The 20,089-nt window shown below is 47.1% G+C and carries 7 protein-coding genes, 3 tRNA genes and 6 rRNA genes; 14 read left to right on the top strand and 2 right to left on the bottom strand.

Annotation, left to right across the window (positions count from 1 at the left end):
- Window positions 1–80: 80 nt before the first annotated feature.
- From rho to FLM53_RS07470, 14 genes are all read left to right on the top strand, one after another.
- Complete coding sequence (gene rho / locus FLM53_RS07535; protein ID WP_017631298.1) at window positions 81–1,340, top strand: transcription termination factor Rho; 1,260 nt, start codon at window positions 81–83, stop codon at window positions 1,338–1,340.
- Window positions 1,341–1,450: 110 nt separating this feature from the next.
- Entirely contained in the window at window positions 1,451–2,446 is a 996-nt protein-coding gene (locus tag FLM53_RS07530) for a hypothetical protein (RefSeq protein ID WP_176680609.1), read from the top strand.
- Window positions 2,447–2,544: 98 nt separating this feature from the next.
- Window positions 2,545–4,386 carry a 4-hydroxy-3-polyprenylbenzoate decarboxylase gene (ubiD, locus tag FLM53_RS07525; RefSeq protein ID WP_176680608.1) on the top strand — a complete coding sequence of 614 codons (1,842 nt, stop codon included), beginning with the start codon at window positions 2,545–2,547 and terminating at the stop codon, window positions 4,384–4,386.
- The gene (locus FLM53_RS07520; protein ID WP_176680607.1) at window positions 4,383–4,652 is read left to right on the top strand and encodes a 2Fe-2S iron-sulfur cluster-binding protein; all 270 of its coding nucleotides are present in this window, start codon (window positions 4,383–4,385) and stop codon (window positions 4,650–4,652) included. The genes ubiD and FLM53_RS07520 overlap by 4 nt, the downstream gene beginning before the upstream one ends.
- A 20-nt stretch (window positions 4,653–4,672) precedes the next feature.
- Window positions 4,673–5,386 carry an NAD(P)H-flavin reductase gene (gene fre / locus FLM53_RS07515; protein ID WP_176680606.1) on the top strand — a complete coding sequence of 238 codons (714 nt, stop codon included), beginning with the start codon at window positions 4,673–4,675 and terminating at the stop codon, window positions 5,384–5,386.
- A gap of 577 nt (window positions 5,387–5,963) precedes the next feature.
- Window positions 5,964–7,518: ribosomal RNA gene (locus tag FLM53_RS07510) — 16S ribosomal RNA — on the top strand.
- A gap of 347 nt (window positions 7,519–7,865) precedes the next feature.
- Window positions 7,866–10,757 (top strand): 23S ribosomal RNA (locus FLM53_RS07505).
- Between the two features lie 130 nt (window positions 10,758–10,887).
- Window positions 10,888–11,003, top strand: a 5S ribosomal RNA gene (rrf, locus tag FLM53_RS07500).
- A gap of 390 nt (window positions 11,004–11,393) precedes the next feature.
- Window positions 11,394–12,948, top strand: a 16S ribosomal RNA gene (locus FLM53_RS07495).
- A 67-nt stretch (window positions 12,949–13,015) separates the two neighbouring features.
- Window positions 13,016–13,092, top strand: a tRNA-Ile gene (locus tag FLM53_RS07490).
- A gap of 14 nt (window positions 13,093–13,106) precedes the next feature.
- Window positions 13,107–13,182, top strand: a tRNA-Ala gene (locus tag FLM53_RS07485).
- A gap of 294 nt (window positions 13,183–13,476) precedes the next feature.
- Window positions 13,477–16,368, top strand: a 23S ribosomal RNA gene (locus tag FLM53_RS07480).
- A gap of 129 nt (window positions 16,369–16,497) precedes the next feature.
- Window positions 16,498–16,613, top strand: a 5S ribosomal RNA gene (gene rrf, locus FLM53_RS07475).
- The 16S, 23S and 5S rRNA genes sit together here with 3 tRNA genes alongside, the layout of an rRNA operon.
- A gap of 45 nt (window positions 16,614–16,658) precedes the next feature.
- A tRNA-Asp gene (locus FLM53_RS07470) sits at window positions 16,659–16,735 on the top strand.
- Window positions 16,736–17,662: 927 nt separating this feature from the next.
- Here the strand turns inward: FLM53_RS07470 and FLM53_RS07465 are convergent.
- A complete protein-coding gene (locus FLM53_RS07465) occupies window positions 17,663–18,844 on the bottom strand; it encodes a heme biosynthesis protein HemY (RefSeq protein ID WP_176680605.1) in 1,182 nt (393 codons plus the stop codon).
- Window positions 18,844–20,070, bottom strand: coding sequence for a uroporphyrinogen-III C-methyltransferase (locus tag FLM53_RS07460; RefSeq protein ID WP_176680604.1), 1,227 nt, complete (start codon window positions 20,068–20,070; stop codon window positions 18,844–18,846). The genes FLM53_RS07465 and FLM53_RS07460 overlap by 1 nt, the downstream gene beginning before the upstream one ends.
- Window positions 20,071–20,089: the final 19 nt, after the last annotated feature.

Raw genomic sequence — 20,089 nt, 5'->3', positions numbered from 1 at the left:
CTTCTTGGTCGATCCTGTGACCAACTCCTTCTTAACTTAAGAAAACAGATCCTATTTTGACTAAACAAACTTCCACCACTATGAATCTTACTGAACTGAAGAACAGACCTGTGTCTGAGCTTGTTAAACTTAGCGAAAGCTTAGGTCTTGAGAATCAAGCTCGCCTAAGAAAACAAGACATTATCTTCTCCATCCTTAAAGCACATGCAAAAAGTGGTGAAGACATCTTTGGTGATGGTGTTCTAGAAATTCTTCAAGACGGTTTTGGTTTCCTACGTAGTGCCGACAGTTCATACCTGGCTGGCCCTGATGATATCTACGTATCTCCAAGCCAAATTCGTCGTTTTAACTTACGTACTGGTGATTCAATTGGCGGTAAGATTCGTCCACCTAAAGACGGTGAACGTTACTTTGCACTGCTAAAAGTAAACACTGTTAACTACGATAAGCCAGACAACGCTCGTAACAAGATTCTTTTCGAAAACCTTACTCCTCTTCACGCCAACGAACGTATGGTGATGGAACGTGGTAACGGTGCGACTGAAGATATTACGGCTCGTATTCTTGACCTTGCGTCTCCAATTGGTAAAGGTCAGCGTGGTCTGATTGTTGCTCCGCCAAAAGCGGGTAAAACAATGCTTCTACAGAACATCGCTCAGAGCATCGCTCACAATCACCCTGAATGTGAATTGATGGTTCTTCTGATCGATGAGCGTCCAGAAGAAGTAACAGAAATGCAGCGCCTAGTTAAAGGTGAAGTAGTTGCTTCAACATTCGATGAGCCAGCATCTCGCCACGTACAAGTAGCAGAAATGGTTATCGAGAAAGCGAAACGCCTTGTTGAACACAAGAAAGACGTAGTTATCCTTCTGGATTCTATTACTCGTCTAGCTCGTGCTTACAACACTGTGATTCCTTCATCAGGTAAAGTTCTTACTGGTGGTGTAGACGCTAACGCACTTCACCGTCCTAAGCGTTTCTTCGGTGCGGCACGTAACGTAGAAGAAGGCGGTAGCTTAACTATCATCGCTACAGCACTGGTTGATACTGGTTCTAAGATGGATGAAGTTATCTACGAAGAATTTAAAGGTACAGGTAACATGGAACTGCACCTTAACCGTAAGATTGCTGAAAAACGCGTATTCCCTGCGATTGATTTCAACCGCTCTGGTACTCGTCGTGAAGAGCTTCTTACGAAGAACGATGAACTACAGAAGATGTGGATCCTGCGTAAGATTGTTCACCCAATGGGCGAAATCGACGCAATGGAATTCCTTATCGACAAGCTAGCAATGACGAAAACGAACGATGAGTTCTTTGACGCAATGCGTCGTCAGTAATATTGATTAGCTGATAGTTATTAAAAAGCGCTGCCTTCGGGTAGCGCTTTTTATTTGCATTTTGTAGCGACAGCTTGCAGAATGACAAAAAGTGTTACAAGGAAGTTAAAATGCAACATGGACTGTTGTCATCATTACTCCTGTCTACTTCACTGTTATTTTCACCGGTCGGTATCAGCTATGCCACCGAGATGTCTCCAACTACAGTAGAGTCTTGGCTTGAGAATGATCAAGTAAAACTGAAAACTGCTGAATTGCTCGAGTTTGTCGTGCGTGACGAAGTGAATTCGCTACGCTTTGCACTTGAGCGCCTGACATTTCCCCAACAAGAGGTGGCTCGTTACCAACTCTTGAAGAAGCTCGAACAGCAAAAAATCGTACTCACGCCCAAGATGTCTATCTTCATTGAGCAGCAACTTGCTATCACGCCAACTTATCAAGTGTTAGAGCGTGGCGATGGCTATGAGTTTACGGTACCTGCCTTTAATTACCCTTCGATTGCTAACCGACTCATTAAGCAGTGGCGCCAAGACCAAAAGACATTGGTATTTGTTCTTGATGCGGAGAAACAAGATCTCAACCTGAAAGAGTGGTTATCTGGCTCTGAACACCAAGTCCAGACTCGAGAAGCGCTGCTAATCCGAGAGCTAGACAGCTTGTCGCCTGAAGCGGTTGATTACCTAACCAAACAACTTACCACGTCGTCGATTGTAAGTTGGCTACCGTCCTCCGAGGTGGTGGTTCGATTAGCACAGGTGAGTGAAGATCCTGAGGTCTACAAGATCCTATGGCGTATGAAGGCTGATTATCACAGTCAAGCTGAGTTGGTTCGTCTTGCTGAAACCAAGCAAGCATTCGCTCTTGAGCAGGTCATGGCTGCGACTAAAAATCCACGCTTGAAAGATGAAGCGATTACCTTGCTCACCAAAGTGAATCCATTATCGGATGAGGTGAAGCAGTTCTTGGTCTCTAGAATGGCGATTGCTGATGAAGCCCCTTTGGTTGCCCGTGAATTAGCAAAACAAGGTCATACTGGATGGTTACAAGACCTCGTGAATGATAACCCTCAGGTGAAGAGTTCTTTGATCGAGCAAGCATTACCGTAAAGTGGATTTTGGCTCTCAATAACCACATTAAAAAGGGGGATCTCAGTGTCACCCTTTTTGATATACTGAGCGCAGAATAATCAGCATGTAGAAGTCCTATGAGTTTTAAAGATTTACGTGATTTTATCGACCATCTTGAAAGTATTGGTCAGTTGAAACGCATCTCTCACCCAGTCGACCCAGACTATGAAATGACCGAGATTAGCGACCGTACTCTACGTGCTGGTGGCCCGGCTCTATTGTTTGAAAAACCAGTAGGCTATGACATGCCTGTTTTGACCAACCTATTTGGTACACCTAACCGTGTTGCCATTGGTATGGGACGTCAGGATGTAAAAGAGCTACGTGAAGTGGGTAAGCTGCTTGCTTATCTAAAAGAGCCTGAGCCACCAAAAGGCTTTAAAGACGCTATCGATAAACTGCCAGTGTTTAAGCAAGTCTTAAACATGCCAGCTAAACGCCTTCGTAAAGCTGCTTGCCAACAAGTGGTGTGGCAAGGTGATGACGTCGACCTAGATAAAATTCCGGTGATGAGCTGTTGGGCCGACGATGTCGCACCATTGCTAACATGGGGTTTAACTGTTACTCGTGGTCCAAACAAAAAACGCCAAAACTTAGGCATCTATCGTCAGCAAAAGATCGGTAAGAACAAAATCATCATGCGTTGGTTAGCTCACCGCGGTGGAGCGCTTGATCTGCGCGACTGGATGGAAACCAACCCTGGTAAACCTTTCCCAGTATCTGTTGCGTTTGGCGCAGACCCTGCCACCATTCTTGGCGCGGTGACACCTGTACCAGATACCTTATCTGAATACGCGTTTGCAGGCTTACTACGTGGTAGTAAAACTGAGGTCGTTAAATCAATCAGTAATGACCTAGAAGTACCAGCAAGTGCGGAAATCGTAATGGAAGGCTACATCGACCCGAATGAGTTCGCCGATGAAGGCCCATACGGAGACCATACGGGTTACTACAACGAGAAAGAAAAGCACCACGTATTTACGATTACTCATGTAACCATGCGCGAGAACCCTATCTATCACAGCACTTACACTGGCCGCCCGCCTGATGAACCTGCGGTATTGGGTGTTGCATTAAATGAAGTGTTTGTTCCTATCCTTCAAAAGCAGTTCCCAGAGATAGAAGACTTCTACCTGCCACCAGAGGGCTGTTCGTACCGAATGGCGGTAGTGACAATGAAGAAGCAATACCCAGGTCACGCTAAGCGTGTGATGATGGGTGTATGGTCTTTCTTGCGTCAATTCATGTACACCAAATTTGTATTAGTGTGCGATGAGGATGTGAACGCACGTGATTGGTCTCAAGTAACCGCTGCGATGTGTGAACACATGGATCCGTCTCGTGATAGCTTGATGATAGAGAACACACCTATCGATTCGTTAGATTTTGCATCACCAGTGGTTGGACTGGGCTCTAAGATGGGTTTAGACATCACCAAGAAGTGGGATGCGGAGTTAGCACTATCGCCAGACGTTGAATCTGCGCCTGTAAGTAGTGAACATATTGAATGCAGCCTGGCTGAGTTAACCAAGGCTCACCCTGAAATTATTGATATTCATCTGCAGAACGATAACGCCAGCATGGTTGTGGTGTCTATTGATAAGCAAGCTGCAGGTAATGGTAAGAAAATCATGGAAGCGGTTTGGTCTCAATTTGATGAGAACAAGTTTGTTATCGTGTGTGATGGCGATGTCAACGTGAGTGACTGGAATGACATCATTTGGGCGGTAACGACAAGAATGGATCCGGCCAGAGATACATTGTTCCTGCAGAACGAAACGGGACACTCCAAAATGGGACTAGATGCGACTAATAAATGGGAAGGCGAATGTCTTCGCGAGTGGGGCGTTCCTATCACAAAAGATCCGGATGTCGTTAAAAAGATTGATAGCATCTGGGAACAACTAGGAATTTCATGAGCTACCAAGTAGTCTTATATCCAGAAAACATCAGTTTCACAGTGGAAAAAAGGCAAACGGTCTTGGATGCTGCGCTCAACAGCGATATCTATTTCCCAAACCGTTGCCAAGTTGGCGCATGCGCGATGTGTATGTGCAAAAAATTAGAAGGGCAAGTGAGTTACCACCTTGAACCCATGCTCACAGAGAAAGAGCAGGAACAAGGCTGGATTTTCGCTTGCCAAGCATTTGCAGAAAGTAATTTAGTTCTAACCTTTGCCGATTAAGGGTTAGTAAGAGGAAGAACATGACTATTAAATGTAAAGTGAAGTCTATCGAGCCTTTGGCTTGTAACACTTACCAAATCCTACTTCACCCAGAAACACCTGTTGTTTTTAAAGCGGGTCAGTACCTGATGGTTGAAATGGGCGAGAAAGATAAACGTCCATTTTCTATTGCAAGCAGCCCATGCCGCCATGAAGGTGAGCTTGAGTTACACATTGGTGCCGCTGAGCACAATGCTTACGCATTAGAAGTAGTTGAGGCGATGAAAAAAGCGCAAGCTGAAGATGGCGATATCGCTATTGATGCACCACACGGTGATGCGTGGATTAAAGAAGAAAGCGAACGCCCTCTATTATTGATTGCTGGTGGCACTGGTTTTAGCTACGTGCGTTCAATCCTAGATCACTGTATCGCGCAAAACAGCAAAAAAGAGATTCACTTATACTGGGGCGCAAAAGACGAGTGCCAGCTATATGCAAAAGAAGAGCTAGTAGGTATCGCAGAAAAGCACAGCAATGTGCACTTTGTACCAGTAGTAGAAGAAGCACCTGAAGTATGGCACGGCCAAACTGGTAATGTACTTGAAGCAATTACGCAAAGTTTCGAATCACTGGCTGATTTCGATATCTATATTGCAGGTCGTTTTGAGATGGCAGGTGCTGCAAGAGACCTATTTACTCAGAATAAAGAAGCAAAGCGTGACCATATGTACGCTGATGCTTACGCCTTTATCTAATAATACTCTTAGATTTTGAGTAAAAAGAGAGCAGAAATGCTCTCTTTTTTACGTTTAGGTGAACTATTAGGCAGTTAACCTCTATTTATTCATTTTTTATGAAAAAGTAGTTGCTAACCTGAGAGGGTTCCCTATAATGCGACCCCACTGAGACGGCAGAAGCCACAAGGCTTCAGCAAGAATCAGTAAGACGGAAAGCGACAAAAATTAATTTTCAAAAAGTGTTTGACACTGAATGTTAATTCGCTAGAATGGCCGTCCACTTCGAGAGGCTCCTTACTTAAAAGGAACGCTCAAGAAGTAAAGCTCTTTAACAATTTAAACCTATCAATCTGTGTGGGCACTCGTTGATGAATATCAAAACGTTTTATCGTTAGATAAAACAGATTCTTCGGAATCAAAATTGATTTCAATGAACTGAGTGACCAATCAAGTCTTAGGACTTGGCACAGTCAATTCATTATCTTTCTGTTGGAAAGATAATAGCTTTAGAATTACTTCTTACTTTCGAGTGAGGATGGATTTTGAAGTCAGTATTCGTTGAGTCACACCTATTAATTTAGGTAATCAAAACTTTAAATTGAAGAGTTTGATCATGGCTCAGATTGAACGCTGGCGGCAGGCCTAACACATGCAAGTCGAGCGGAAACGACACTAACAATCCTTCGGGTGCGTTAATGGGCGTCGAGCGGCGGACGGGTGAGTAATGCCTAGGAAATTGCCTTGATGTGGGGGATAACCATTGGAAACGATGGCTAATACCGCATAATGCCTACGGGCCAAAGAGGGGGACCTTCGGGCCTCTCGCGTCAAGATATGCCTAGGTGGGATTAGCTAGTTGGTGAGGTAATGGCTCACCAAGGCGACGATCCCTAGCTGGTCTGAGAGGATGATCAGCCACACTGGAACTGAGACACGGTCCAGACTCCTACGGGAGGCAGCAGTGGGGAATATTGCACAATGGGCGAAAGCCTGATGCAGCCATGCCGCGTGTATGAAGAAGGCCTTCGGGTTGTAAAGTACTTTCAGTTGTGAGGAAGGGGGTAGTGTTAATAGCGCTATCTCTTGACGTTAGCAACAGAAGAAGCACCGGCTAACTCCGTGCCAGCAGCCGCGGTAATACGGAGGGTGCGAGCGTTAATCGGAATTACTGGGCGTAAAGCGCATGCAGGTGGTTCATTAAGTCAGATGTGAAAGCCCGGGGCTCAACCTCGGAACTGCATTTGAAACTGGTGAACTAGAGTACTGTAGAGGGGGGTAGAATTTCAGGTGTAGCGGTGAAATGCGTAGAGATCTGAAGGAATACCAGTGGCGAAGGCGGCCCCCTGGACAGATACTGACACTCAGATGCGAAAGCGTGGGGAGCAAACAGGATTAGATACCCTGGTAGTCCACGCCGTAAACGATGTCTACTTGGAGGTTGTGGCCTTGAGCCGTGGCTTTCGGAGCTAACGCGTTAAGTAGACCGCCTGGGGAGTACGGTCGCAAGATTAAAACTCAAATGAATTGACGGGGGCCCGCACAAGCGGTGGAGCATGTGGTTTAATTCGATGCAACGCGAAGAACCTTACCTACTCTTGACATCCAGAGAAGCCAGCGGAGACGCAGGTGTGCCTTCGGGAGCTCTGAGACAGGTGCTGCATGGCTGTCGTCAGCTCGTGTTGTGAAATGTTGGGTTAAGTCCCGCAACGAGCGCAACCCTTATCCTTGTTTGCCAGCGAGTAATGTCGGGAACTCCAGGGAGACTGCCGGTGATAAACCGGAGGAAGGTGGGGACGACGTCAAGTCATCATGGCCCTTACGAGTAGGGCTACACACGTGCTACAATGGCGCATACAGAGGGCAGCAAGCTAGCGATAGTGAGCGAATCCCAAAAAGTGCGTCGTAGTCCGGATTGGAGTCTGCAACTCGACTCCATGAAGTCGGAATCGCTAGTAATCGTAGATCAGAATGCTACGGTGAATACGTTCCCGGGCCTTGTACACACCGCCCGTCACACCATGGGAGTGGGCTGCAAAAGAAGTGGGTAGTTTAACCTTTCGGGGAGGACGCTCACCACTTTGTGGTTCATGACTGGGGTGAAGTCGTAACAAGGTAGCCCTAGGGGAACCTGGGGCTGGATCACCTCCTTATACGAAGATATTCACGATAAGTGTCCACACAGATTGATGGTTTAGATTTAGTTAAAGCCAGAGCTTTAATTAATAACGCAAGTTATTGATTAAAGCTTTTTGCTTTATGCTCTTTAACAATTTGGAAAGCTGACTGATTGATTACTTACGAGTAATTCAATCAAATTTAAAAGTTCTCAATGTTTATCTTTTGATAAACACAACAAACACATTCAAGTGTCTTGTATTCGATTCAAACTTGTTTGAATCACATTGAGTCCGGCAAACAGTCATTAAGAATTAACCCTTCTTAATGACAACCAAAACCTTGGTTAGTTGCCATACACTAAGACCCTTTCGGGTTGTATGGTTAAGTGACTAAGCGTACACGGTGGATGCCTTGGCAGTCAGAGGCGATGAAAGGCGTAATAACTTGCGATAAGCCCAGATTAGGTAGTAATAACCTTTGAGTCTGGGATTCCTGAATGGGGAAACCCACTTACATAAGTAAGTATCCTGTTGTGAATACATAGCAACAGGAGGCAAACCGGGGGAACTGAAACATCTAAGTACCCCGAGGAAGAGAAATCAACCGAGATTCCGAAAGTAGCGGCGAGCGAAATTGGATTAGCCCTTAAGCTTTTAATGAGACAGATGAAGGCTCTGGAAAGTGCCGCAGTAAAGGGTGATAGCCCCGTAATCGACATCTCATCATCAGTGAAAACGAGTAGGGCGGGACACGTGATATCCTGTCTGAATATGGGGGGACCATCCTCCAAGGCTAAATACTACTGACTGACCGATAGTGAACCAGTACCGTGAGGGAAAGGCGAAAAGAACCCCTGTGAGGGGAGTGAAATAGAACCTGAAACCGTGTACGTACAAGCAGTAGGAGCACCTTCGTGGTGTGACTGCGTACCTTTTGTATAATGGGTCAGCGACTTAATTTTAGTAGCAAGGTTAACCGTTTAGGGGAGCCGTAGGGAAACCGAGTCTTAACTGGGCGTACAGTTGCTAGGATTAGACCCGAAACCAGGTGATCTAGCCATGGGCAGGTTGAAGGTTGAGTAACATCAACTGGAGGACCGAACCGACTAATGTTGAAAAATTAGCGGATGACTTGTGGCTAGGGGTGAAAGGCCAATCAAACCTGGAGATAGCTGGTTCTCCCCGAAAGCTATTTAGGTAGCGCCTCGGACGAATACTACTGGGGGTAGAGCACTGTTAAGGCTAGGGGGTCATCCCGACTTACCAACCCTTTGCAAACTCCGAATACCAGTAAGTACTATCCGGGAGACACACGGCGGGTGCTAACGTCCGTCGTGGAGAGGGAAACAACCCAGACCGCCAGCTAAGGTCCCAAAGTATAGCTAAGTGGGAAACGATGTGGGAAGGCTCAGACAGCCAGGATGTTGGCTTAGAAGCAGCCATCATTTAAAGAAAGCGTAATAGCTCACTGGTCGAGTCGGCCTGCGCGGAAGATGTAACGGGGCTAAGCTATACACCGAAGCTGCGGCTACGTACCTTAGGGTATGTGGGGTAGGGGAGCGTTCTGTAAGCCGTTGAAGGTGGTCTGTAAGGGCTGCTGGAGGTATCAGAAGTGCGAATGCTGACATGAGTAACGATAAAGGGAGTGAAAAACTCCCTCGCCGGAAGACCAAGGGTTCCTGTCCAACGTTAATCGGGGCAGGGTAAGTCGACTCCTAAGGCGAGGCCGAAAGGCGTAGTCGATGGGAAACGGGTTAATATTCCCGTACTTCTTACAATTGCGATGGGGGGACGGAGAAGGCTAGGTGGGCCTGGCGACGGTTGTCCAGGTTCAAGTACGTAGGCGGAAAGTTTAGGTAAATCCGGACTTTCATAACGCTGAGATACGATGTCGAGCTACTACGGTAGTGAAGTCATTGATGCCATGCTTCCAGGAAAAGCCTCTAAGCTTCAGATTGTAAGGAATCGTACCCCAAACCGACACAGGTGGTCGGGTAGAGAATACCAAGGCGCTTGAGAGAACTCGGGTGAAGGAACTAGGCAAAATGGTACCGTAACTTCGGGAGAAGGTACGCTCTTATCAGTGAAGTCCCTTGCGGATGGAGCAGACGAGAGTCGCAGATACCAGGTGGCTGCAACTGTTTATTAAAAACACAGCACTGTGCAAAATCGTAAGATGACGTATACGGTGTGACGCCTGCCCGGTGCCGGAAGGTTAATTGATGGGGTTAGACTTCGGTCGAAGCTCTTGATCGAAGCCCCGGTAAACGGCGGCCGTAACTATAACGGTCCTAAGGTAGCGAAATTCCTTGTCGGGTAAGTTCCGACCTGCACGAATGGCGTAATGATGGCCACGCTGTCTCCACCCGAGACTCAGTGAAATTGAAATCGCTGTGAAGATGCAGTGTACCCGCGGCTAGACGGAAAGACCCCGTGAACCTTTACTACAGCTTGGCACTGAACATTGAACCTACATGTGTAGGATAGGTGGGAGACTTTGAAACCGCGTCGCTAGATGTGGTGGAGTCGTCCTTGAAATACCACCCTTGTAGTTTTGATGTTCTAACGTTGGTCCCTGAATCGGGATTACGGACAGTGCCTGGTGGGTAGTTTGACTGGGGCGGTCTCCTCCCAAAGAGTAACGGAGGAGCACGAAGGTGGGCTAAACACGGTTGGACATCGTGTGGTTAGTGCAATGGCATAAGCCCGCTTGACTGCGAGAATGACAATTCGAGCAGGTGCGAAAGCAGGTCATAGTGATCCGGTGGTTCTGAATGGAAGGGCCATCGCTCAACGGATAAAAGGTACTCCGGGGATAACAGGCTGATACCGCCCAAGAGTTCATATCGACGGCGGTGTTTGGCACCTCGATGTCGGCTCATCACATCCTGGGGCTGAAGTCGGTCCCAAGGGTATGGCTGTTCGCCATTTAAAGTGGTACGCGAGCTGGGTTTAGAACGTCGTGAGACAGTTCGGTCCCTATCTGCCGTGGGCGTTGGAAAATTGAAGGGGGCTGCTCCTAGTACGAGAGGACCGGAGTGGACGAACCTCTGGTGTTCGGGTTGTCATGCCAATGGCATTGCCCGGTAGCTAAGTTCGGAATCGATAACCGCTGAAAGCATCTAAGCGGGAAGCGAGCCCTGAGATGAGTTTTCCCTGACGCTATAAGCGTCCTTAAGGGTTGTTCAAGACTAGAACGTTGATAGGCAGGGTGTGTAAGTGCTGCGAGGCATTGAGCTAACCTGTACTAATTGCCCGTGAGGCTTAACCATACAACACCCAAGGGGTTTTGTGGACTCAAAGACAGACCTTGAATGAGTTTGAAGAGACTTTTAAATTACAGTTTTCCAGATTATTTTGCCTTCAGTTTTTAAAAAAAGCTGAAAGTAAAAGCAAAATTTGCTTGGCGACCATAGCATTGTGGACCCACCTGATTCCATGCCGAACTCAGAAGTGAAACACAATAGCGCCGATGGTAGTGTGGGGCTTCCCCATGTGAGAGTAGGACATCGCCAGGCTTTAATTTCGACTTTGTCTACTAAGTAGACAAGTCACCATAGAGTTCTAAGTTTTCTTAGTATTTTATGTTGACTTTCAAAGTGGAAAGCGTATTATACGCGTCCTGCTTAAGTGCTAAGGCACTGAAAGCAAAGCTCTTTAACAATTTAAACCTATCAATCTGTGTGGGCACTCGTTGATGAATATCAAAACGTTTTATCGTTAGATAAAACAGATTCTTCGGAATCAACATTGATTTCAATGAACTGAGTGACCAATACGAATAATTACTTTCTTTACAGAGAGGGGTTATTTGGCACAGTCAATTCATTACCATTCTGTTGGAATGGTAATAGCTTTAGAATTACATAGTAGTTTTGAAGTCAGTATTCGTTGAGTCACAAAATCTTAAATTGAAGAGTTTGATCATGGCTCAGATTGAACGCTGGCGGCAGGCCTAACACATGCAAGTCGAGCGGAAACGACACTAACAATCCTTCGGGTGCGTTAATGGGCGTCGAGCGGCGGACGGGTGAGTAATGCCTAGGAAATTGCCTTGATGTGGGGGATAACCATTGGAAACGATGGCTAATACCGCATAATGCCTACGGGCCAAAGAGGGGGACCTTCGGGCCTCTCGCGTCAAGATATGCCTAGGTGGGATTAGCTAGTTGGTGAGGTAATGGCTCACCAAGGCGACGATCCCTAGCTGGTCTGAGAGGATGATCAGCCACACTGGAACTGAGACACGGTCCAGACTCCTACGGGAGGCAGCAGTGGGGAATATTGCACAATGGGCGAAAGCCTGATGCAGCCATGCCGCGTGTATGAAGAAGGCCTTCGGGTTGTAAAGTACTTTCAGTTGTGAGGAAGGGGGTAGTGTTAATAGCGCTATCTCTTGACGTTAGCAACAGAAGAAGCACCGGCTAACTCCGTGCCAGCAGCCGCGGTAATACGGAGGGTGCGAGCGTTAATCGGAATTACTGGGCGTAAAGCGCATGCAGGTGGTTCATTAAGTCAGATGTGAAAGCCCGGGGCTCAACCTCGGAACTGCATTTGAAACTGGTGAACTAGAGTACTGTAGAGGGGGGTAGAATTTCAGGTGTAGCGGTGAAATGCGTAGAGATCTGAAGGAATACCAGTGGCGAAGGCGGCCCCCTGGACAGATACTGACACTCAGATGCGAAAGCGTGGGGAGCAAACAGGATTAGATACCCTGGTAGTCCACGCCGTAAACGATGTCTACTTGGAGGTTGTGGCCTTGAGCCGTGGCTTTCGGAGCTAACGCGTTAAGTAGACCGCCTGGGGAGTACGGTCGCAAGATTAAAACTCAAATGAATTGACGGGGGCCCGCACAAGCGGTGGAGCATGTGGTTTAATTCGATGCAACGCGAAGAACCTTACCTACTCTTGACATCCAGAGAAGCCAGCGGAGACGCAGGTGTGCCTTCGGGAGCTCTGAGACAGGTGCTGCATGGCTGTCGTCAGCTCGTGTTGTGAAATGTTGGGTTAAGTCCCGCAACGAGCGCAACCCTTATCCTTGTTTGCCAGCGAGTAATGTCGGGAACTCCAGGGAGACTGCCGGTGATAAACCGGAGGAAGGTGGGGACGACGTCAAGTCATCATGGCCCTTACGAGTAGGGCTACACACGTGCTACAATGGCGCATACAGAGGGCAGCAAGCTAGCGATAGTGAGCGAATCCCAAAAAGTGCGTCGTAGTCCGGATTGGAGTCTGCAACTCGACTCCATGAAGTCGGAATCGCTAGTAATCGTAGATCAGAATGCTACGGTGAATACGTTCCCGGGCCTTGTACACACCGCCCGTCACACCATGGGAGTGGGCTGCAAAAGAAGTGGGTAGTTTAACCTTTCGGGGAGGACGCTCACCACTTTGTGGTTCATGACTGGGGTGAAGTCGTAACAAGGTAGCCCTAGGGGAACCTGGGGCTGGATCACCTCCTTATACGAAGATACTCACGATAAGTGTCCACACAGATTGATTAGGTTTAGAAAAGTTAAGAGACGATATTGGGTCTGTAGCTCAGCTGGTTAGAGCGCTCGCCTGATAAGCGGGAGGTCGGTGGTTCAAGTCCACTCAGACCCACCAATATCGACCTAGATGGGGCTATAGCTCAGCTGGGAGAGCGCCTGCCTTGCACGCAGGAGGTCTGCGGTTCGATCCCGCATAGCTCCACCATCTTTAAGGGTTTTTCCCTAAGAATCTTTAAAAATGGTTTCGAAAGAAATCAAGCTCTTTAACAATTTGGAAAGCTGACTGATTGATTACTTACGAGTAATTCAATCAAATTTAAAAGTTCTCAATGTTTACCTTTAAGGTAAACACAACAAACACATTCAAGTGTCTTGTATTCGATTCAAACTTGTTTGAATCACATTGAGTCCGGCAAACAGTCATTAAGAATTAACCCTTCTTAATGACAACCAAAAACCTTGGTTAGTTGCCATACACTAAGACCCTTTCGGGTTGTATGGTTAAGTGACTAAGCGTACACGGTGGATGCCTTGGCAGTCAGAGGCGATGAAAGGCGTAATAACTTGCGATAAGCCCAGATTAGGTAGTAATAACCTTTGAGTCTGGGATTCCTGAATGGGGAAACCCACTTACATAAGTAAGTATCCTGTTGTGAATACATAGCAACAGGAGGCAAACCGGGGGAACTGAAACATCTAAGTACCCCGAGGAAGAGAAATCAACCGAGATTCCGAAAGTAGCGGCGAGCGAAATTGGATTAGCCCTTAAGCTTTTAATGAGACAGATGAAGGCTCTGGAAAGTGCCGCAGTAAAGGGTGATAGCCCCGTAATCGACATCTCATCATCAGTGAAAACGAGTAGGGCGGGACACGTGATATCCTGTCTGAATATGGGGGGACCATCCTCCAAGGCTAAATACTACTGACTGACCGATAGTGAACCAGTACCGTGAGGGAAAGGCGAAAAGAACCCCTGTGAGGGGAGTGAAATAGAACCTGAAACCGTGTACGTACAAGCAGTAGGAGCACCTTCGTGGTGTGACTGCGTACCTTTTGTATAATGGGTCAGCGACTTAATTTTAGTAGCAAGGTTAACCGTTTAGGGGAGCCGTAGGGAAACCGAGTCTTAACTGGGCGTACAGTTGCTAGGATTAGACCCGAAACCAGGTGATCTAGCCATGGGCAGGTTGAAGGTTGAGTAACATCAACTGGAGGACCGAACCGACTAATGTTGAAAAATTAGCGGATGACTTGTGGCTAGGGGTGAAAGGCCAATCAAACCTGGAGATAGCTGGTTCTCCCCGAAAGCTATTTAGGTAGCGCCTCGGACGAATACTACTGGGGGTAGAGCACTGTTAAGGCTAGGGGGTCATCCCGACTTACCAACCCTTTGCAAACTCCGAATACCAGTAAGTACTATCCGGGAGACACACGGCGGGTGCTAACGTCCGTCGTGGAGAGGGAAACAACCCAGACCGCCAGCTAAGGTCCCAAAGTATAGCTAAGTGGGAAACGATGTGGGAAGGCTCAGACAGCCAGGATGTTGGCTTAGAAGCAGCCATCATTTAAAGAAAGCGTAATAGCTCACTGGTCGAGTCGGCCTGCGCGGAAGATGTAACGGGGCTAAGCTATACACCGAAGCTGCGGCTACGTACCTTAGGGTATGTGGGGTAGGGGAGCGTTCTGTAAGCCGTTGAAGGTGGTCTGTAAGGGCTGCTGGAGGTATCAGAAGTGCGAATGCTGACATGAGTAACGATAAAGGGAGTGAAAAACTCCCTCGCCGGAAGACCAAGGGTTCCTGTCCAACGTTAATCGGGGCAGGGTAAGTCGACTCCTAAGGCGAGGCCGAAAGGCGTAGTCGATGGGAAACGGGTTAATATTCCCGTACTTCTTACAATTGCGATGGGGGGACGGAGAAGGCTAGGTGGGCCTGGCGACGGTTGTCCAGGTTCAAGTATGTAGGCGGAAAGTTTAGGTAAATCCGGACTTTCTTAACGCTGAGATACGATGTCGAGCTACTACGGTAGTGAAGTCATTGATGCCATGCTTCCAGGAAAAGCCTCTAAGCTTCAGATTGTAAGGAATCGTACCCCAAACCGACACAGGTGGTCGGGTAGAGAATACCAAGGCGCTTGAGAGAACTCGGGTGAAGGAACTAGGCAAAATGGTACCGTAACTTCGGGAGAAGGTACGCTCTTATCAGTGAAGTCCCTTGCGGATGGAGCAGACGAGAGTCGCAGATACCAGGTGGCTGCAACTGTTTATTAAAAACACAGCACTGTGCAAAATCGTAAGATGACGTATACGGTGTGACGCCTGCCCGGTGCCGGAAGGTTAATTGATGGGGTTAGACTTCGGTCGAAGCTCTTGATCGAAGCCCCGGTAAACGGCGGCCGTAACTATAACGGTCCTAAGGTAGCGAAATTCCTTGTCGGGTAAGTTCCGACCTGCACGAATGGCGTAATGATGGCCACGCTGTCTCCACCCGAGACTCAGTGAAATTGAAATCGCTGTGAAGATGCAGTGTACCCGCGGCTAGACGGAAAGACCCCGTGAACCTTTACTACAGCTTGGCACTGAACATTGAACCTACATGTGTAGGATAGGTGGGAGACTTTGAAACCGCGTCGCTAGATGTGGTGGAGTCGTCCTTGAAATACCACCCTTGTAGTTTTGATGTTCTAACGTTGGTCCCTGAATCGGGATTACGGACAGTGCCTGGTGGGTAGTTTGACTGGGGCGGTCTCCTCCCAAAGAGTAACGGAGGAGCACGAAGGTGGGCTAAACACGGTTGGACATCGTGTGGTTAGTGCAATGGCATAAGCCCGCTTGACTGCGAGAATGACAATTCGAGCAGGTGCGAAAGCAGGTCATAGTGATCCGGTGGTTCTGAATGGAAGGGCCATCGCTCAACGGATAAAAGGTACTCCGGGGATAACAGGCTGATACCGCCCAAGAGTTCATATCGACGGCGGTGTTTGGCACCTCGATGTCGGCTCATCACATCCTGGGGCTGAAGTCGGTCCCAAGGGTATGGCTGTTCGCCATTTAAAGTGGTACGCGAGCTGGGTTTAGAACGTCGTGAGACAGTTCGGTCCCTATCTGCCGTGGGCGTTGGAAAATTGAAGGGGGCTGCTCCTAGTACGAGAGGACCGGAGTGGACGAACCTCTGGTGTTCGGGTTGTCATGCCAATGGCATTGCCCGGTAGCTAAGTTCGGAATCGATAACCGCTGAAAGCATCTAAGCGGGAAGCGAGCCCTGAGATGAGTTTTCCCTGACGCTATAAGCGTCCTTAAGGGTTGTTCAAGACTAGAACGTTGATAGGCAGGGTGTGTAAGTGCTGCGAGGCATTGAGCTAACCTGTACTAATTGCCCGTGAGGCTTAACCATACAACACCCAAGGGGTTTTGTGGACTCAAAGACAGACCTTGAATGAGTTTGAAGAGACTTTTAAATTACAGTTTTCCAGATTATTTTGCCTTCAGTTTTTAAAAAAGCTGAAAGTAAAAGCAAAATTTGCTTGGCGACCATAGCATTGTGGACCCACCTGATTCCATGCCGAACTCAGAAGTGAAACACAATAGCGCCGATGGTAGTGTGGGGCTTCCCCATGTGAGAGTAGGACATCGCCAGGCTTTAAATTATGAACGACTTGTCAGCGACGACAAGTAGTCCACTGCGGAGTGGTAGTTCAGTTGGTTAGAATACCGGCCTGTCACGCCGGGGGTCGCGGGTTCGAGTCCCGTCCACTCCGCCACTTATTAGAAAAGCCCTGCTAGAAATAGCAGGGCTTTTTACATTTGAATCATTGGATATTCTCTTCAGTTGAAAGAGTTCTGCTCGTGCGTGAGTCCGATGGAATACCAGACACTCCGATACTTCTCAGAAAGCCTAGTCTGACGACTAGGCTTTCGTCGTTTCTGGCTATATTTTCGATCAAGCTCCGCTCGCTTCGGGCTGCCACAACAGCACTTACTAAGAAGTCTTGCTGTTTAATTCCTAGGTCGAAAGCGTCCCACTCGTGGCTTGTCCGTAGTTCGCAGCCTCGATGCTTACCAGTTACCAGAAAGCCTAGCACTAACTTGCATGAGGTTGTTTAACTTCTATTACCCCTGAATCTATCGGGGTAAGAAAGCTCTGCTCTCAATAGTGATATTTATGCCTATAGGTTCTGATAATTTAGAGGGTGAATGACTGATAAAGCCTAGTTGATAATAGTTGTATGGTGAGTACAGCGGTTGATCGGTCTACACTCCCTAGCATAAAGGAAGAGTTACTCGGATTACTGGATCTATAGTTGGAAATGGATCGTCGAGTTCTGAGTTCACACCTAATCTAAAACCTTTTGAAGTATTTTATCCTTCTCGCTAAATAGGCTTAGTCAAGCTAGATGTTGGCATAGCGAATATTTGTCAGCTCTAATCGCTTCTAAAGAGTTTATTTGTTATTGAAATACTCTCGCTAGAGTTCGAGCTAAAGCCGCTAGGCTCAATGAATCATTTACGATTGCTCTTGTGCCTCAGTATTATGTCTAGAGTCTGTTGAACCGGTTTAGTTACCTTGCGGGATATCTATGCTTAAACTGTATCTGATGAAAAGTAGGATTGTTTGGCGTTATCGAGAGGTAAATTACAGACACAAAAAAGCCGATGCTTGGCATCGGCTTCATGTTAAGTGTATTTGCTTAAGCTGGCTGAACTAGAGCGAGTGCCTTACGAGAAACCTCGTGGGCTGCTTTGGTTAAGTTCTGCTTCTCTAGTGCATCAGATAGGTATCCGTAATCTGAAACATTAGAACGAAGTGCTAGTGCTTTTTCGAAGTGGCTTTGAGCTTCTGCCCACTTTTGCTCTCTTAGGTAGAACTGAGCTAATGCACTGTGTGCTTCTGCATTGTTGCTATCTTTACTGATTGCGCGCTCTAGCATCACAACCACTGGGTGGTGATCGGCTAGATTAAGTTCAGGAAGCAACATGTAGAGTTCGTTTGAACCATTCTTCGCAATGTTCTCTTTAATCACTGTGAAGGCTTCTGAATCAGCTTTACGTGCGATCAGTTGTTTCACAAAGCACGATACAAGGTGTGAACTTTGCTTCTGTTTTCTTGGAAGCTTATTCCAGTGACTGATTAAACCTTCGCTACCTTGTTGCTGTGCGACGTCGTGAAGCAAACCACATTGTGCTTTCTGTTCTAGTTCACGCTGCTCATCTGCCGTTAGAAGCTTGTTCTTAGCGAGTTTTGGCGTTAGTTCCAACAATGGCTGCCATAGCTTCAGCTGCATGTAGGTCGCTTTTAGCAATCCAAGCACCGCAGTGTTGTTAGGGTGCGAACCTTTAAGATTTGAAAGCGTATCGAAAGCGGCTTCGTAGTTTGATTCGCTGATTTGTTGCTTGGCTTTAGTTAGCTCAACGGCCAGTAGAGAATCGTCTTGTTGGCTAGCAAGCTCGATGTACTTATCGCGCTCAGCGGTATTGCCTTGCTCATGTGCCGCTTGTGAAGCTACTAGGTAACAAAGCAAAGGCATGTCGTGGTGATTTGCCCAACGAGTTACCTTCTTCTCTGCGCCTTTCCAATCACCCTCAAGAAGCTTGATGATGCCTTCATTGGTATAACGACGAGAGCGTTTTAGTTTACGAACGCTGAACCAGTTCCAAGTTGTTGAGCTCGCGTAAATAAGCTTCTTAAATAGGTACTCTAAGCCAAACAGTGCGGCCAAAAGGGCAATCACAAAGATAGCCATTGTTGTCACACTCATCTCAATCGTCTTATTCGCAATTGAGATCAGCACATAACCTTGTTGACCTGAGAACTGAGTGCCGACAAACAGACCCGCACCGAGTACAAGGAAAAGAAAAATCAAACGAATCATTATTTCTCCTCCGAGGTCATTACCGTTACCTCACGGCGTAGACGTTCACGAATGACATCCGACAACTCATTTTGAGACTCAAGCTTTACAGGGTATTTCACAGAAATATTTTGCTCACTTAACTGTTTAATCGCCTTTTCGAACTCGATTACTGAGTTGTTATCTTGGTTTAGGTACGACTTCGACCACTCGTTAGCTGTCTTAAGCGCTGCGCTATAGACTTCACCTTGCTCTTTGTAGACCGCGCGAATAGCTGTTTCTAGCTTGCCTTTGATATTTTCACGCAAGTAGAAGTGCTGTTCCGGTGATAGTAGTGGGATAACCTCACCATCACGACTACGGAAAGTAATGAAGTTTTCTGAAAAGTCTTTCATCGACGTCATCAAGTTGTTCTGCCAATCATTGATGTCTTGCGACACAGCTTGTTTCTCAACAACCGCAGCTTCTGGAAGAATAGCGTTAGCTAGGGGCAGATTATCGACTTGTTGTTGAAGGCTTGTAATACGTAGAACTAAACCATCACGGTCGATCAGAGGGATAGTGCGAAGCTTAGTAATGTCATTGGTCATGGATTGACGCAGAGACACCAAGCTAGGGTCGTTCAGTGCTGCGATACGCTGATCGGCGCTTTCCATAAGTTTGGTGGCGCTAACAGCATCATGCTCAAGGAAAAGTTTACGGCCAGCAAGTTTTACAAGGTAATCGGCTTCGGCAAGTAACCAGTCATTCGGGCGGCGGCCTTTAACGTCAGCTACGGCTAACTGCAGACTTTGAATGCTTTTCTGTTGTTGGGATTGTACTACCTGAGTTTTTTCCACCGCATGTGACGCTTCTTGGATGGTCTCTTGCTTGATGGTTTGTAGGTCTTTATTTACTGCAGACTGGGTGTTTTGTAATTGTGCTTGAAGCGCTGCGATTTGAGCTGAGTAATCTGCGCTCTTTTGTTGCATTTGAAAGGCAATGCCACCGCTGAAAATAATAGAAATAGCGATTGCAATTGCACCTAGTTTGACACCGCGCTTACCTTGCTTTTCCGCTTTCTCTATTTGCTCTTTATGTTCAGCTTGAGACTGTTCATTTTGAGTGGTATTTGATGCAGAGGCATCAAGCTTTTGTTCAGGTTGTTTTGTCTCTGTAGATTCAGCTTTTTCGTTTTCAACAACTACTGGCTGAGTATCTTGTTTCTTTTCAGGTTCAATATGCTCATTATTTTTTTTGCTTGTCATGCTTATTTCCTGTTTCTAG

The sequence above is a fragment of the Vibrio sp. Scap24 genome (assembly GCF_013394185.1).
GTDB lineage: Bacteria > Pseudomonadota > Gammaproteobacteria > Enterobacterales > Vibrionaceae > Vibrio > Vibrio pomeroyi.
The sequence above is the reverse complement of the archived record's forward strand: the minus strand, read 5'-3'. Positions and strand labels throughout refer to the sequence as shown.

Coding starts and splice junctions, on each gene's coding strand:
- FLM53_RS07460 (WP_176680604.1), bottom strand. CDS start 20,070: ATGACAAGCAAAAAAAATAATGAGCATATTGAACCTGAAAAGAAACAA.
- FLM53_RS07520 (WP_176680607.1), top strand. CDS start 4,383: ATGAGCTACCAAGTAGTCTTATATCCAGAAAACATCAGTTTCACAGTG.
- FLM53_RS07465 (WP_176680605.1), bottom strand. CDS start 18,844: ATGATTCGTTTGATTTTTCTTTTCCTTGTACTCGGTGCGGGTCTGTTT.
- ubiD (WP_176680608.1), top strand. CDS start 2,545: ATGAGTTTTAAAGATTTACGTGATTTTATCGACCATCTTGAAAGTATT.
- fre (WP_176680606.1), top strand. CDS start 4,673: ATGACTATTAAATGTAAAGTGAAGTCTATCGAGCCTTTGGCTTGTAAC.
- rho (WP_017631298.1), top strand. CDS start 81: ATGAATCTTACTGAACTGAAGAACAGACCTGTGTCTGAGCTTGTTAAA.
- FLM53_RS07530 (WP_176680609.1), top strand. CDS start 1,451: ATGCAACATGGACTGTTGTCATCATTACTCCTGTCTACTTCACTGTTA.